This window comes from Duganella margarita (assembly GCF_009857535.1).
GTDB classification, from domain to species: domain Bacteria; phylum Pseudomonadota; class Gammaproteobacteria; order Burkholderiales; family Burkholderiaceae_D; genus Rugamonas; species Rugamonas margarita.
The window spans coordinates 1-14,906 of the sequence record NZ_WWCS01000014.1 but is presented as its reverse complement, the minus strand read 5'-3'; the positions used below and the strand labels follow the sequence as shown (position 1 = coordinate 14,906).

At 63.8% G+C, this 14,906-nt stretch carries 17 protein-coding genes; 13 read left to right on the top strand and 4 right to left on the bottom strand.

The genetic code is table 11. From position 1 onward, the window contains the following. The first annotated feature begins 1 nt into the window (after position 1). From GTP55_RS19980 to GTP55_RS19970, 3 genes are all read left to right on the top strand, one after another. Positions 2–2,185: a two-component system response regulator gene (locus GTP55_RS19980; RefSeq protein ID WP_161046618.1), complete on the top strand. Its 2,184-nt coding sequence runs from the start codon at positions 2–4 to the stop codon at positions 2,183–2,185. A gap of 21 nt (positions 2,186–2,206) precedes the next feature. Continuing rightward, complete coding sequence (locus tag GTP55_RS19975) at positions 2,207–3,979, top strand: DUF885 domain-containing protein (protein ID WP_161046617.1); 1,773 nt, start codon at positions 2,207–2,209, stop codon at positions 3,977–3,979. A gap of 72 nt (positions 3,980–4,051) precedes the next feature. Then, on the top strand, positions 4,052–5,470 hold the full coding sequence (locus GTP55_RS19970) for a DUF945 family protein (protein ID WP_161046616.1): 1,419 nt from the start codon (positions 4,052–4,054) through the stop codon (positions 5,468–5,470). Here the strand turns inward: GTP55_RS19970 and GTP55_RS19965 are convergent, their stop codons facing one another. From GTP55_RS19965 to GTP55_RS19955, 3 genes are all read right to left on the bottom strand, one after another. Further along, positions 5,471–6,367 (bottom strand): NAD-dependent epimerase/dehydratase family protein, encoded by an 897-nt coding sequence (locus GTP55_RS19965; protein ID WP_161046615.1) that lies wholly within the window; start codon positions 6,365–6,367, stop codon positions 5,471–5,473. It lies immediately after the preceding gene. Positions 6,368–6,468: 101 nt separating this feature from the next. Next, complete coding sequence (locus GTP55_RS19960) at positions 6,469–6,945, bottom strand: spore coat protein U domain-containing protein (protein ID WP_229258079.1); 477 nt, start codon at positions 6,943–6,945, stop codon at positions 6,469–6,471. Between the two features lie 210 nt (positions 6,946–7,155). Beyond that, positions 7,156–7,683, bottom strand: a complete 528-nt coding sequence (locus GTP55_RS19955) for a Csu type fimbrial protein (RefSeq protein ID WP_161046613.1) — start codon at positions 7,681–7,683, stop codon at positions 7,156–7,158. Positions 7,684–7,728: 45 nt separating this feature from the next. Here GTP55_RS19955 and GTP55_RS19950 point away from each other — a divergent pair, with 45 nt between their 5' ends. From GTP55_RS19950 to GTP55_RS19910, 9 genes are all read left to right on the top strand, one after another. Beyond that, positions 7,729–8,061, top strand: coding sequence for a hypothetical protein (locus tag GTP55_RS19950; protein ID WP_161046612.1), 333 nt, complete (start codon positions 7,729–7,731; stop codon positions 8,059–8,061). After that, positions 8,036–8,905 carry an urease accessory protein UreD gene (locus GTP55_RS19945; RefSeq protein ID WP_161046611.1) on the top strand — a complete coding sequence of 290 codons (870 nt, stop codon included), beginning with the start codon at positions 8,036–8,038 and terminating at the stop codon, positions 8,903–8,905. Before GTP55_RS19950 ends, GTP55_RS19945 begins: the two co-directional genes overlap by 26 nt. Positions 8,906–8,928: 23 nt before the next feature. Further along, the gene (locus tag GTP55_RS19940; RefSeq protein ID WP_161046610.1) at positions 8,929–9,231 is read left to right on the top strand and encodes an urease subunit gamma; all 303 of its coding nucleotides are present in this window, start codon (positions 8,929–8,931) and stop codon (positions 9,229–9,231) included. Positions 9,232–9,242: 11 nt separating this feature from the next. Continuing rightward, a complete protein-coding gene (locus tag GTP55_RS19935; protein ID WP_161046609.1) occupies positions 9,243–9,566 on the top strand; it encodes an urease subunit beta in 324 nt (107 codons plus the stop codon). 9 nt (positions 9,567–9,575) lie between these two features. Continuing rightward, on the top strand, positions 9,576–11,276 hold the full coding sequence (gene ureC, locus GTP55_RS19930; protein ID WP_161046608.1) for an urease subunit alpha: 1,701 nt from the start codon (positions 9,576–9,578) through the stop codon (positions 11,274–11,276). 30 nt (positions 11,277–11,306) lie between these two features. After that, the gene (gene ureE / locus GTP55_RS19925) at positions 11,307–11,816 is read left to right on the top strand and encodes an urease accessory protein UreE (RefSeq protein WP_161046607.1); all 510 of its coding nucleotides are present in this window, start codon (positions 11,307–11,309) and stop codon (positions 11,814–11,816) included. 97 nt (positions 11,817–11,913) lie between these two features. Beyond that, entirely contained in the window at positions 11,914–12,594 is a 681-nt protein-coding gene (locus tag GTP55_RS19920) for an urease accessory protein UreF (protein ID WP_202423804.1), read from the top strand. A 10-nt stretch (positions 12,595–12,604) separates the two neighbouring features. Further along, positions 12,605–13,219 (top strand): urease accessory protein UreG, encoded by a 615-nt coding sequence (gene ureG, locus GTP55_RS19915; protein ID WP_110848181.1) that lies wholly within the window; start codon positions 12,605–12,607, stop codon positions 13,217–13,219. Between the two features lie 10 nt (positions 13,220–13,229). Continuing rightward, positions 13,230–13,787, top strand: coding sequence for a HupE/UreJ family protein (locus GTP55_RS19910; RefSeq protein ID WP_161046605.1), 558 nt, complete (start codon positions 13,230–13,232; stop codon positions 13,785–13,787). Between the two features lie 3 nt (positions 13,788–13,790). On the opposite strand, the gene GTP55_RS19905 is transcribed toward GTP55_RS19910, so the two are convergent. Continuing rightward, positions 13,791–14,408, bottom strand: a complete 618-nt coding sequence (locus tag GTP55_RS19905) for a 1-acyl-sn-glycerol-3-phosphate acyltransferase (RefSeq protein WP_161046604.1) — start codon at positions 14,406–14,408, stop codon at positions 13,791–13,793. A gap of 145 nt (positions 14,409–14,553) precedes the next feature. Between GTP55_RS19905 and GTP55_RS19900 the strand changes: the two genes are divergently transcribed. Beyond that, on the top strand, positions 14,554–14,906 hold a 353-nt coding region (locus tag GTP55_RS19900; RefSeq protein ID WP_229258070.1), incomplete at its 3' end, for a VpsR-related response regulator.

The window sequence follows — 14,906 nt, the reverse complement described above, 5'->3', positions numbered from 1 at the left end:
CATGCACCGGGATTTGTCGGAACAACACACCAAGGGCGAAGTGCTGATCGTGGAAGACACGCCGGCCTCGCTCAAGCTGCTGAGCGATCTGCTGACGGAAGCGGGCTACTACGTGCGCCAGGCCCCCAATGGCGAACTGGCGCTGTGGACGGCGCAATCGCGGCCGCCGGAGCTGATCCTGCTGGACGTGCGCATGCCCGGCATCGACGGCTTTGAGGTCTGCCGCCGCCTCAAGGAAAATCCGGACCTGAGCCAGGTGCCGGTGATCTTCCTGTCGGCCCAGCATGACACCGACGACAAGGTGCGCGGCTTTGCGCTGGGCGCGGTCGACTTCATCGCCAAGCCGTTCCAGGCCGAGGAAATCCTGGCCCGCACCGACGCCCATGTGCGGCTGGGCCGCGCGCAGAAGGCGCTGGCGGAAGAACGCGCGCTGCTGGAGGAGCGCGTGGCCGAACGCACCGCCGAACTGGCAAAGGAAATCGAGCAGCGCCGCGCCAACGAGGAGTTCCTGCGGCTGGCCAGCCAGGTGTTCGAGGCGACCCAGGACGCCATCGTCGTCACCGACCGCGAAGGCCGCATCGTCGCCACCAATCCCGCGTTTACGCACATCTCCGGGTACGCCGGCAAGGAAGTGCTGGGCCAGAACGCCAATCTGCTGCTGGCCAGGGAGCCGGATCTGGCGGCCTTCGACGCGCTGGTGCAATCGGTCATCAAGAGCGGTCACTGGTCGGGCGAGATCCTGGCGCGCCGCAAGAACGGCGAAACCTATCCCGGCCTGCTGAGCGCCTCGGTGGTGCGCGACGCCCAGGGGCAGGTGGTCAACCATGTGGCGGTGTTCATGGACATCACCGAGCGCAAGGCCGAGCAGCACCTGATCGATTTCCTGTCCAACCACGACGCCCTGACCGGTCTGCCGAACCGCCTGCTGGCGCGCCAGCGCTTTGCGCAGACGCTGAATGCGGCGCGGCGCGAGGGCCGCTGCGTGGCCGTCATGTGCCTGGACCTGGACCGCTTCAAGAGCATCAACGACTCCTACGGCCACGACATGGGCGACAAGGCCTTGCAGGTGGTGTCCCACTACCTGACCGAGACCGTGCGCGAAGGTGATACCGTCACCCGCCAGGGCGGCGACGAATTCCAGATCATCGTCGCCGACGACGCCCAGCTGAGCGCCACCATCACGCTGGCACAGAAGATCCTGGCCGGCCTGCGCAAGGAACTGGTGATCGACGGCCAGCAGATCACCGTCACCTCCAGCATCGGCATCGCTGTCAGCCTGACCGATGGCGAGAGCTTCGATGAGCTGGTACGCAACGCCGACACGGCGCTGTTCCGCGCCAAGGAAATCGGCCGCGATAACTACGCCTTCTTCACCGAACGGATGGACGCGGAAATCCGCGACAAGCTGGCGATCCAGGGCCAGCTGCGCGGGGCCATCGCGCGCGACGAATTCGAGGTGCACTATCAGCCGCAGGTGTGCCTGAAGAGCGGCGCGGTGGTCGGCGCCGAGGCGCTGCTGCGCTGGGACAACGCGGTGCTGGGCAAGGTGCCGCCCAACCGCTTCATCCCGCTGGCCGAGGAGTATGGCCTGGTCAATTCCATCGGCGAATGGGTGCTGGAAAGCGTCTGCGCGCAGATGAAAGTGTGGCACGAGCAGGGTCTGGGCAAGATCAAGGTGGCGGTTAACCTGGCGGCCGGCCAGTTCGCCAACGACGCCACCGTGCCGTATGTGGAAAGCACGCTGCGCAAGTTCGGCGTGGCGCCGGAATACCTGGGCCTGGAAATCACCGAAGGCACGGTGATGGGCGATCCGAACAAAGCCGTGGCGGCGCTGCGCCGCCTGAAGGACATCGGCGTCAGCATCTCGCTGGACGACTTTGGCACCGGTTACTCCAGCCTGAGTTATCTGAAGCGCTTCCCGATCGACGTGCTGAAGATCGACAAATCCTTCGTCGACGACGTCACCACCAACAGCGCCGACGCGGCGATTGCGTTGTCGGTGATTTCGCTGGCGCACAACCTGAATATGCGCGTGATCGCCGAAGGCGTGGAAACCCGTGAGCAGGTAGAGTTCCTCACCGCGCGCGGTTGCGACGAGATGCAGGGCTATTATTTCAGCCGCCCGATCAATGCGGAAGGCTTCACCGCGCTGATGCGCGAACGCCGCAATCTGTTGACCATGTAATCAATCATCCCCTGGAGTGTTATGGAAAAGAAGTTCAGCACCGCCATCGCCGGTGCCTGCATGTTGTTGTGTCTCGGCGCCTCCGCCGCCACGCCGGCCGTCAAAGCCGGTCCGTCGGACGCTCAGTTCAAGGCGGTCTACACCCAGGAATGGAAATGGCGCCTCAGCCAGAAAATGGAAGACGGCGAAGATGACGACGACAGCGGCGTCTCGGTCTCGCTGCCGCGCGTCGATCTGGCCACGCAGAACAAGCGCCTGGCCTATTGGCAGGACGTGATGAAGAAACTGGACGGCATCAAGGAAGCGCGCCTGTCGCCGCCGGAGCGCATCAACTACCAGGTATACAAGGCGCAGATCGCCGCCTTCATCGCCGCACAGCAGTTCAAGGATTATGAGAAGCCGCTGAACGCCGATACCGCGTTCTGGTCCAACATGGCCGGCACTGCGCGCCGCTCGATGACCAAGGAAGCGGAGTTCCGCGACTACATCAAGCAGCTGGCGGACGTGCCGCGCTACTTCAACGACGAAATCGTCAACATGCGCGTGGGCCTGGCGCGCGGCTTTACGCCGCCGAAGGTTACGCTGACCGGCCGCGATGGTTCGATCACGTCCGTGACCGACGCCAAAACGCCGCAGGACACCGTGTTCTACCTGCCGTTCAAGACCATGCCGGCCTCGATCCCGGCCGACAAGCAGGAGCAGTTGCGCCAGCAAGCCATCAAGGTCATCGCCACCGACGTCATTCCAGCGCACCAGACGCTGTTGAAGTTCATGCGCGAGGAGTATGTGCCGAAGTCGCGCGAAGACCTGGCGGCCGAGAGCCTGCCGGACGGCAAAGCCTATTACCAGTCGAAGATCGTCGAATTCACCACCACCTCGATGAGCGCGGACCAGATCCACCAGATCGGCATCGCCGAAATGGCCAAGATTCGCGGCGAGATGCAGGACGTGATCAAGCAGGTCGGCTTCAAGGGCGACCTGCCGGCCTTCCTGCACTTCCTGCGCACCGATCCGCAGTTCTACGCCAAGACGCCGGACGAGCTGCTGATGCGCTCGGCCTGGGTGGCCAAGAAGTTCGACGGCAAGGTGTCGCAATACTTCGGCTACCTGCCGCGCCGCCGCTTTGCTGTGATCCCGGTGCCGGACGACCAGGCGCCGTTCTACACCTCGGGCCGTGGCGGTCCCGGCGTCTATCTGGTCAACACCTACAACCTGCCGGCGCGCGCGCTGTACAGCATGCCGGCGCTGACGCTGCACGAATCGGCGCCGGGCCACGCCTTCCAGATGCCGATCGCGATGGAGCAGAAGGGCCGGCCGCCGTTCCGCAACGCCTACATCTCGGCCTATGGCGAGGGCTGGGCGCTGTACACCGAACGTCTGGGCGCGGAGATGGGCATTTACGAGACGCCGTACGAAACCTTCGGCATGCTGAGTTACCAGGCCTGGCGCGCATCGCGGCTGGTGGTCGATACGGGCATCCACAGCAAGGGCTGGACGCGCAAACAGGCGCAGGACTACCTGCATGAAAACACCGCGCTGTCCGACCACGAGATCGAAACGGAAGTGGACCGCTACATTTCGTGGCCGGGCCAGGCGCTGTCCTACTACCTGGGCGAGATGAGCATCATCAATGCGCGCAAGAAGGCGGAGCAGGCGCTGGGCGAGAAGTTCGACATCCGCGCCTTCCACGACACCGTGCTGCAACTGGGGTCGGTGCCGCTGCCGGTGCTGGAGGCGCGCATCGACCAGTTCATCGCGGACGGCGGCAAGAGCCCGTATCCCGATCTGGAGTGACAATGTGTGTATTTCTGGAGAGATTGTTTAATTAAAATACCATACCTTTCGACACTCTCTCCGGTTCACAACTTGAAAAACACTCTTCTTGCAGTAGCAATGGCCAGCGCCTTGCTGGCCATTCCATCCCACGCCCAGGACGCGGCGCCCGCAGCGGCTCCAGCCCCGGCACCAGCACCAGTGCCGCCGGCCGCGCCGCCCAAGCCGCCGGAAATCTTCAAGCCGGAAACCGCCGCCACACTGCGCGCCGCGCAGAAAGAGGTGCAGCTCGCCGTGGGCAAGGAAGTCAATATGGGCAAGATGCTGGCGCTGTACACCAAGTTCAAGTTTTCGCCTGAGCTGCAGCCCAAGCTGAAAGAGATCTTCGGCACTGAGCGGCCGTTCGCAATCCAGCGCGTGGCCAACGGTCCCAAGGGCCAGATCAACTACGTCGGCGGCCTGGCGCCATACACCTACCTGCAAGGCAACGGCACCGATTTCACCTGGACCGAGATGGCGTTGAAGCTCTCGACCGACAAGGCCGGCCGGGCGTTGAATACGGACAGCACCTGGCCGTCGCTGATGGTGACCCGTCCCGGCGGTTCGGTCAGCTTCAACGATATCAGCATGACCACCCGGGCCGTGTACGGCGCCGATCAGGTGGGCTACGGCACGGCCCTGATTAAGGTTGGCAGCGTGGTGGTGCGCGATTCGGCACCCGGCAGCCGCGAGATCAAGGAAATGATGCGCTTCGAGGGCGTGGAGGCCAAGTCGGACGTGCGCCGCCGTGGCGCGATGGCGGAAATCGTCTACAGCAATACGATCAAGGCGATTGTGGTTGGCGACGAGCGCGTCGAGCGCAGCAACTTTGCGATCCGTATCACCAACGTACCTGCCAAGGCGCTGGCGGAGATGACCAAGCAGTTGCGCGACCAGCAGGGCGCCAATATGGAAGACCAGGCCGAGGTGAAACGCACCTTGAAAACGATGACCGATTTCGGCAAGCGCATGATCGCTGCCGGCGCCACGCTGTTCATCGACGACATCAGCGCCGCGTACCGCGGCAATGTGGCGTCGCTGAAGGGGCGCGTCAGCTTCCAGAAGGTGGTGGAGGCCGATTTTGGCAACCTCAACGCGCTGATGAAGAAGATCGCGGCACACTTTGAAGTGCGGGTGCCGGTGGCGCTGGTGCGCGACGTGGCGCGCGTCTTCGCCGGCAAATCGGTCGATCCGTCGGCGCCGGATGCGGCTAAGCAGATCGACGCCGGCGCCGATGCGATGGTCAGCATGGTGGTCGGCAAAACCGTCAGCGGCGGCTTTGGCACGCTGGTGCAGGATGAACTGCGCACCGTGATCGACATCAAGGACGGCAAGGTGACGGTCAACGGGAAGGCGATCGAGGTGCCGGCGGGTGTGCTCAACAGCCTGAAAGCCCAACCGGCGCCGCAGCCGGTGCAGGCGCCGGTACCAACAGCGAAGCCGGCGCCGGAGCCAAAGGCGGAAGCGCAGTAACTAGCCGCGCAGCATGTCGCCCGCGATCCAGTCCAGCACTGGCGGGCGATTCGGCTGCCAGCCCAATTGCCTGCGGGCGCGCTCACCGCGCACGCGGCTGTTGGAGCCCAGGCCGTACGATGCCATTTCGTAGCCCCATTCTTCCTTGGCCAGTTCCAGTGGCCAGTCTTGCGCCGGACCCAGGTTCAGCGCCTTGGCGATGGCCGCGCTCATCTCGCCGAACGATGCTTCGCCACTTTCCACAAAATAGAAGGCGCCGGCTTCGGTCTTTTCCAACGCCAGCAGGTACAGGTCGACCACGTCGTCGATGTGCACATTCGACCAGATGTTGCGGCCCGGGCCCACGTGGCGCACCACGCCGCTCTTGCGCGCCTGCTTGAGGAGGCGTGGCAGCTGCACCGAATCGCGCGGCAGCGCGCCGTGGCCGTAGATCAGCGTATTGCACAGCACCGCCGAGCGCACGCCCTTTTTGGCCGCGTCCAGCACCAGGTTGTCGATGGCCACGCGCGCCGCCTTGTCCTCGGTGGGGGCGGGCAGATTGTCTTCGTAGTAGATTTGGTCGGTGCCTTCGCCGCCCGAGGCGTCGCCAACGATGCTGGAGCCGCTGGTGTGCAGGAATACCTTGCCGCTGCCGGCCAGCGCGTCGATAAAGGCTTCCACCGCCGCGCGGTTGTCGCTGCTGGCGGCGTTGATGACGGCATCCGCCGCCTGCGCCTGCGCGATCAGCAGGTCGCGGTCGGTCAGCGCACCCAGCACGCCGGTGACGCCGATCTTCTTCACTTCGTCCAGTTGTTCGGGCTTGCGCACCAGGCCAACTACTTCATGGCCGGCCTTGACCAGGCCTGCGGCAATCGAACCGCCGATAAAGCCGGCTGCGCCGGTAACGAATACTTTCATGTGCTGCTCCCGAATGAATACTAGAAGCAGACAGTATGGGGACCGCGCCGTTGCACACCAATAGCGCCGGAGTCAAAGCTCCCTTGCGCCAGTTTCAAGAATCAGAAATACACGGTGGCGGTCACGGTGGATTTGTAGGTGTCCGGCTGCGGCGTTGCCTGTGCCGGTACGGAGCCATACACGGTCAGCGTTTGTACCGAGCCGGTGCCGGTGCCCGATTTGGTGTCCGTGCCCTGGGTGTTGCCCCAGTTGCCGCCGCCGGCCGTCATGGCCAGGTTGAAGGCGACCGTGGTGGCGGTGTTGCCGGCGGTGGTGCCGGCCATCAGGCGCGCGGAAGTGCTGGAACCTGCCACCGTGCCGGCGTTCAGGCCCACATTGTAGGGGGTAGTGTTGGTGCAGGTGACTTGCAGCGAGCTGTTGACCGATACCGTGGAGGCCAGCACGCCCTGCGACTGGCCGAAGTCCAGCGGTGCGGCGGCGATGGTGCAGTCGGCGATGATGGTCAGCGTGACGTCGAAGGTGTTGGTCTTGCTGCCGTTGCTATACACGGCGGCGCCGCCGATCAAGGGGGCCAGCATGGCGAAGACGGTTGCTGTGGCGGCGAAGCGGGTGAGGAGGTGGCGTGCCATGGTGATTCTCCAGTAAGGGCTATAGATAGATCGTTGCCGCTACGCTGGGGCGGTGTTGGGTGAGACTGGGGGGGAACTTAGCGCGGGCTTGGGCGCTGGGGAGATACTGTGTCGCGTCGTCAGCTGTTGTAAGGCTGGCGGCGGAAAGAAAGGTGTCGCTTAGAAGTAGATGGTGGCGGTGATCGTCGACTTATAGGTATCTGGCTGCGGCGTGGCTTGTGCAGGAACCACGCCATATACCGTATGGGTTTGCGCGACGCCGGTGCCGGTGCCCGATTTGGTGTCGGTGCCTTGCACATTACCCCAGTTGGTGGAGCCGGCAGCCTGGTACAGATTGAAGGCGACGGTGGTCGACGTATTGCCGGCGGTGGTGCCAGCCATCAGGCGCGCCGAGGTGGTGGAGCCGGCGACCGTACCAGCGTTCAGGCCGATGTTGTACGGCGTGGTGTTGGTGCAGGTGACGTTGAGCGAGGTGTTGACGCTGACGTTGCTGACCAGCACACCTTGGGTCTGACCGAAGTCCAGCGGTGTGGCGGCGATGGTGCAGTCCGCGATGATCTTCAGGGTGACGTCGAAGGTCGATGTTTTTGCGCCGTTACTATAGACGGCGGCGCCGCTCAGGAGTGGCAACAGCGTGGCGCTGAACGCGGCAACCAGGCCGATGCGAGATACGGATTTGCTGATCATGATGCTCTCCTTTTAAGTTAAGTGAAGGTTGTTTTGGCGCTTTGCATGACAACTTTTATTTCCGCGCCTCAATTAAATCCATTATTCCCCAGCAGTAAAAAGCCTGCTTTTGTAATGTGCGGCAATACTTTTGCCGGCGTAGAAAAACCAAAATTTATTTGCCGGGCGGCACTTTTTTACAACAGCCAACTTTTGCGGCAAGCGCCAATCCTTCTAGTTATAGCGATTGGCAGTCACTTGCACCACATTGGTGCGGGGTGCCGCCTAACGGTGCGGGCGATCGGCAGGATTGCGACTTTCCGCTGGCATGGCGATTGCATAGGACAGAACATTATTTCTTCTGCGTGGTTTTATGCCCGATTGCACCGTACCGCGTGACCTCGCCGCCAGCAGTAGCGCCTGGCAGGCCAGTCTCACGCTCGGTTTTGCGGATGACGCCGGCACCACGCGGCTGCTGGACAAGCTGCACTACGGCCCGCTGCGCGTGCAGAAGGCGCTGTATCCGGAAGACGCCAGCGTATGCCACGCCATCATCGTCCACCCGCCGGGTGGCGTGGTGGGCGGCGATCAGCTGGAAATCGACATCGGCGTCGGCGACCGCGCCCACGCCTTTATCAGTACGCCCGGCGCGGCCAAGTGGTACCAGGCCAACGGCAAGGTGTCGCGCCAGTCGGTACACCTGCATGTGAACCGCGACGCGGCGCTGGAGTGGCTGCCGCAGGAAACCATCTTCTTCGACACCGCCGACGTGGTGCTGGACCAGCATGTGGAACTGGCGGCCGGCGCCACCTTCATTGGCTGCGAGATCCTGTGCATGGGCCGGCGCGGTTCGGGCGAGGTATTTAATAGCGGCCGCATTCGCCAGCGCAGCAGCATCCGCCGCGATGGACGTTTGATCTGGTGGGAGCAGGGCGACATGCTCGGCGGCCGCCTGGATAGTCCGCTGGCGCTCAACGGCCGCACCGTGTGCGCCACGCTGACCGCCGCCGGCAAGCCGCTGCCGGCTGCTGTATTAAATGACTTATTGGCCGAGATCCGCGCCGACATCGCCGCCGATGGCGAGCATGTATTCGGCGTGACGCAGACCAAAGGCGTGCTGGTGGCACGTCACCTGGGCGACGATAGCGAAACCGCGCGTCGCCTGATGCTGAATGTATGGCGCCGCGTGCGTCCGCATCTGCTGGAGCGCGAGGCCGTCACGCCGCGCATCTGGCAAACCTGAAAGAGCCGAAAGAGAAAAACGACATGGACCTGACTCCACGCGAAAAAGATAAGCTGTTGATTTTTACTGCGGGCATAGTGGCGGAACGCCGCCTTGCGCGCGGCCTGAAGTTGAATTACCCGGAAGCGGTGGCGCTGATCACCTGCGCCATCATGGAAGGTGCCCGCGACGGCAAAACTGTCGCCCAATTGATGTCCGACGGCGCGCGCATTCTCACGCGCGCCGACGTCATGGAGGGTATTCCCGAAATGATCCCGGACATCCAGGTCGAAGCGACGTTCCCCGACGGGAGCAAGCTTGTGACCGTCCACAATCCCATTCCATAAAGGAGTTCATCATGATCCCAGGGGAATACAAGCTTGAAGAGGGCGAGATCGCCCTCAACGCGGGGCGCGAAACCATTTCTGTCGTGGTCACCAACCAGGGCGACCGCCCGGTGCAGATCGGCTCGCACTTTCATTTTTTTGAAGTCAATTCGGTGCTCAAGCTGGAGCGCTGGAAGGCCTACGGCAAGCGCCTGAATATCGCCGCCGGCACCGCTGTGCGCTTCGAGCCGGGCCAGCAGCGCACGGTGGAACTGGTGACGCTGGACGGTGACCAGGAAGTCTATGGCTTCAACGGCAAAGTAATGGGCAAGCTCACCACACCACCAAAAAGCTAAAAGGCTCTCATGGCTACAATCTCGCGCCGTGCCTATGCCGAAATGTTCGGTCCCACCACGGGGGACCGCATCCGGCTGGCGGATACCGAACTGTTTATCGAAATTGAAAAGGACTACGCCACCTACGGCGAAGAAGTGAAATTCGGCGGCGGCAAAGTGATCCGCGACGGCATGGGCCAGTCGCAGCGCGTTGCCGCCGACGTGATGGACACGGTGATCACCAACGCGGTGATCGTCGACCATTGGGGCATCGTCAAGGCCGATATCGGCTTGAAGAACGGCGTGATCGCCGCCATCGGCAAGGCCGGCAATCCGGACATCCAGCCGGATGTGACCATGGCGATCGGCGGCGCCACCGAGATCATCGCAGGCGAGGGCATGATCGTCACCGCCGGCGGCGTCGACACGCACATCCATTTCATCTGCCCGCAGCAGATCGAGGAAGCGCTGATGAGCGGCGTGACCACCATGATCGGCGGCGGCACCGGGCCGTCGGCCGGCACCTCGGCCACCACCTGCACGCCGGGACCGTGGCATCTGCATTCGATGCTGCAGGCGGCCGATGCGTTTCCGATGAACCTGGGCTTTCTCGGCAAGGGCAATGTCAGCCTGCCGGCGCCGCTGGAAGAGCAGGTACGCGCCGGCGCGATCGGCCTGAAACTGCACGAAGACTGGGGCAGCACGCCGGCCGCGATTGACAACTGCCTGTCGGTGGCCGACAGGATGGACATCCAGGTAGCGATCCACAGCGACACGCTGAACGAAGGCGGCTACCTGGCCGACACGCTGGCGGCGTTCAAGGACCGCACCATCCACACCTTCCACACCGAAGGCGCGGGCGGCGGCCATGCGCCGGACATCATCGCGGCGGTGGGCGAATCGAATGTGCTGCCATCGTCGACCAATCCTACGCGTCCTTACACGGTGAATACGCTGGACGAGCATCTGGACATGCTGATGGTCTGCCATCACCTGGATGCGGCGATTACCGAAGACGTGGCGTTTGCCGAATCGCGCATCCGCCGCGAGACCATCGCGGCCGAAGACATCCTGCACGACCTCGGCGCGATTTCGATGATGTCCTCCGACTCGCAGGCCATGGGCCGCGTCGGCGAAGTGGTGATGCGCACCTGGCAGACCGCGCACAAGATGAAGGTGCAGCGCGGGCCGCTGGCGCCGGATTCGTCGCGCAACGATAACTTCCGCGTCAAGCGCTACATCGCCAAGTACACCATCAATCCGGCCATCACGCACGGCATCGCGCATGCGGTGGGTTCGCTCGAAGTGGGCAAGATCGCCGACATCGTGTTGTGGAAGCCGGCCTTCTTCGGCGTCAAGCCGCAGATGATACTGAAAGGCGGCATGATCGCCGCCGCGCTGATGGGCGATCCGAATGCGTCGATTCCGACGCCGCAGCCGGTGCATTACCGGCCGATGTTCGGTTCTTATGGCGGCGGCTTGAAGAAGTCGTTCACCTTCGTGTCGCAGGCGGCGTATGACGCCGGCATCGGCGATGCGCTGAAACTGAACAAGACGCTGATCGTGGCCAAGGGCATGCGCGCGCTGCGCAAGTCCGACATGATCCACAACAGCCTGGCCCCGAAGATGGACGTCAATCCCGAAACCTATGAAGTGCGCGCCAATGGCGAGTTGCTGGTGTGCGAACCCGCCGCCGTGCTGCCGATGGCGCAGCGCTATTTCCTGTTCTGACGATGCTGACCGCTTTATGTTGACCTTATTATGCTGACCTTACATACCAAGATTGCACACGCCGAGGCCATCGCGGCGCAACTGGTGCTGCCATACGAACTGCGCGAGAAATGCCGGCTGCGCGCCACGCTGGATAGCGGCGAAGAGGTGGCGGTATTCACCGTGCGCGGCACTGTGCTGCGCGACGGCGACCTGCTGACCGGCGAAGACCAGCGCGTGATTCGCGTGGTCGCCGCGCCGGAGCCGACTTACAAAGTCACGTGTCCCGATGCGCACGCGCTGCTGCGCTGCGCTTTCCACCTCGGTAATCGCCACACGCAGGCGCAGGTGGGTGATGGTTTCCTGCGCATCCGCGCCGATGCGGTGCTGAAGGAGATGCTGGCCGGGCTGGGCGCCACGGTGGTGGAAGAGCAGGCGGCGTTCGAGCCGGAATCCGGCGCGTATGGCGGCGGCCATGGCCATCATCATGACCATGGACAAGGACCGCTGGCGCCGATCCCGCTGCGCCAGAAGATCCACCGTCCGAGCGACCCGAAATGACTCGCAACCCGTCGTTCCGGCGTACGCCGGGACCCATGCTGAGCATCCTGGTCCGCATTCTATGGATTCCGGCCTGCGCCGGAATGACGGGGCGGTGATGGAGGCGGCTGCGCTGCTCAACCTGTTGCAATTCGCCAGTCCGGCCCTGCCGATTGGCGCGTACAGCTATTCGCAGGGGCTGGAGGCGGCGCTGGAAAGCGGCACGGTGCACAACGCCGATACCGCCCGCGCCTGGATCGTCCGTCACCTGCACGAAGTGGTGGCGCAATGGGAAGCCCCGGTCACCTGGCGCCTGATGCAAGCCTGGTCGCGGCGCGACTGGCAGGCTGTCAGCGACTGGAGCGAAAAATTCATCGCCTCGCGCGACAGCAGCGAATTCCGCGCCGAGACCATCCAGATGGGCTACTCGCTCACCAAGCTGGTGGCCGAATTGGGCATTACCGATGCCGACATGCTGGCGCAGCTGCAAGGCGCAGCCGAAGTCGCGCTGCCGACCGCCTTCAGCTGCGCCGTCGCCGCTTTAAACATCCCGCACGACGCAGCGCTGCTGGCGATGCTGTTCGCGTGGGCGGAAAACCAGGTGCTGGTGTGCGTCAAGTCCGTACCACTGGGGCAGGTGGCCGGCCAGCGCATGCTGCTGTCGCTGCGCGCCGACATCGAAACCGCCGCCCGCTACGCGCAAACCGTCAGCGACGACGATATGTGCAACTGGGCGCCGGGCCTGTCGCTGCTGTCGATGCAGCACGAAGTTCAATACAGCCGTTTATACAGATCCTGAAAGAGTAAACATGACGACATCCAATCCACTCCGCGTCGGCATCGGCGGCCCGGTAGGCTCGGGCAAGACCGCCCTGTGCGAAATGCTGTGCAAGGGCATGCGCGACCACTACGACATGGCCGTCATCACCAACGACATCTATACCAAGGAGGACATGGAGATCCTGCTGCGCGCAGACGCCTTGCCGGCCGAGCGCCTGATGGGCGTGGAAACCGGCGGCTGCCCGCACACCGCGATCCGCGAGGACGCCTCGATCAACCTTGAAGCCATCGCCCGCATGCAGGCCGACTTCCCGGACCTGGACCTGATCCTGGTGGAATCCGGCGGCGACAACCTGGCCGCCACCTTCAGCCCCGAACTGTCGGACCTGACCATCTACGTGATCGACGTCGCCGGCGGCGAGAAGATTCCGCGCAAGGGCGGTCCGGGCATTACCCGTTCCGATCTGCTGATCATCAACAAGACCGACCTGGCGCCGCACGTCGGCGCGGACCTGGACGTGATGGCGCGCGACGCCAAGCAACAGCGCGGCAATCGCCCGTTCGTGTTCACCAATCTGCGCAGCGGCGAAGGCGTGAGCACCGTGATCGACTACATCCGCCAACAGGGCTTGCTGGACCAATAAAGGAGAGACCATGAACAAGACACTCACCGCCGTCGCACTCATCGCGCTGGGCACCGCCAGCACCAGCGCCCTGGCGCATCCCGGCGCCGGCGCGCACACGCACGGCTTCCTGCAAGGTTTTGCGCACCCGTTTACCGGCCTCGATCACTTGCTGGCGATGCTGGCGGTGGGCGCCTGGAGCGTGCGCCAGCCGAACGCCAAGTGGCTGCCGGCCACCTTCGTCGGCATGCTGTTGGTCGGCATGGCCAGCGGCGCGCTGGGGCTGAGCATTCCCGGCCTGGAAACCGGCATAGGATTGACGGTGGCCTTGATGGGCGTGTTGCTGGTGGCGGCGGTGCGTTTACCGGCGTCGGCCGGCGCGGCGATGGTCAGCGTATTCGCCATCCTGCACGGTAACGCTCACGGCCACGAGCTGCCGCAGGCAATCAGCGCGGCCGGCCTGCTGGCGGCCAGCCTGCTGCTGGTGTATGGCGGGAGTCTGCTGGGCCGCGTCAGCCCGGCGCTAGCGGTCAAGGCCTCGGGCGCGGCGATTGCCGCCACCGGCGTGATGCTGGCGGCGACGGCGTAAAACTTATTTGCGCTCTTCGGTGCGGCGTTCCTGCAGCTCGATGGGCGCCTGATTTTGCGGATACAGGCCCTGGTGGCCGGCGTAGACGGCGCGGATCGCGGCCATGTCGGCTTGCTGGTCGCCGCTCAAATGCAGGTGGTCGACCACGCCCAGGGTCTTGTTCGGATAATCGATATACACCAGGCACAGCGGCACCTTGGCTTCCAGCGCCAGGTGATAGAAGCCGCTCTTCCAGTTGGGGCGGTAGCTGCGCGACGCTTCCGGCGTGATGGCCAGCCAGTACCAGTCGGCGGCGTTGATGCGTTCGGCCTGCGAGCGGATCATGCCTTGCGGCGCGCTGCGGTCGACCGGCTCGCCACCCAGCGCGCGGAACCACCCGCCCAGCGGCGATTTGAACAGCGAGTCCTTGGCCAGCCAGCGGAACGGCAGGTTCAGCGCCCATTTGCCGAACAGGCCGACGAAGAAGTCCCAGTTGGAGGTGTGCGGATACACCACCACGATGCCGCGCGGACCGGGCAGGGGGCGGTACAGCATGCGCCAGCCGAACAGATTCAGCACCCGCAGCGACGCCCGCTGCGGCCAGCTCGGCAACGCAGCCGGTTTCAATTCAAAATCACTCATCTCACACCACCCAGTTGTTGTTTTAGGCTTTATGCACTATTGACAGGCTGTTATCCGCCTGCTTAAAAAGCAGCGCGCATTCTATATGGGCCTTGGCGGTGGGGCAAGCCTTGAACTTTTCATATCATTTTCCGTCCAACGTCACATGACGACGAAAACGATACTCTGCGTGGGCGTCGGCGAGTTGGGCTTGGCGCCAGACTGGGAGGTGATCCATGCGGGCACGCTGGCCGAGGGCCGCCGTCATCTGAAGGCGCGGCCGTGCGCCGTCGGCCTGCTGCTGGTGCGGGAGACCGACAATTGCGCGGAGCTCGGCGCCTTCCTGCTCGATCACTGGACGCTGCACTGGATCGCCGTGCTGCCGCCGGCCGCGCTGGAACGTCCCGCGTGGCGCCAGTTGCTGCGCGATCACTGCAGCGATTACCATACCTGGCCGCTGGACCACCAGCGGCTGCGCCATGCGCTGGGCCACGCGCTCGGCATGGCGGCGCTGCGGGC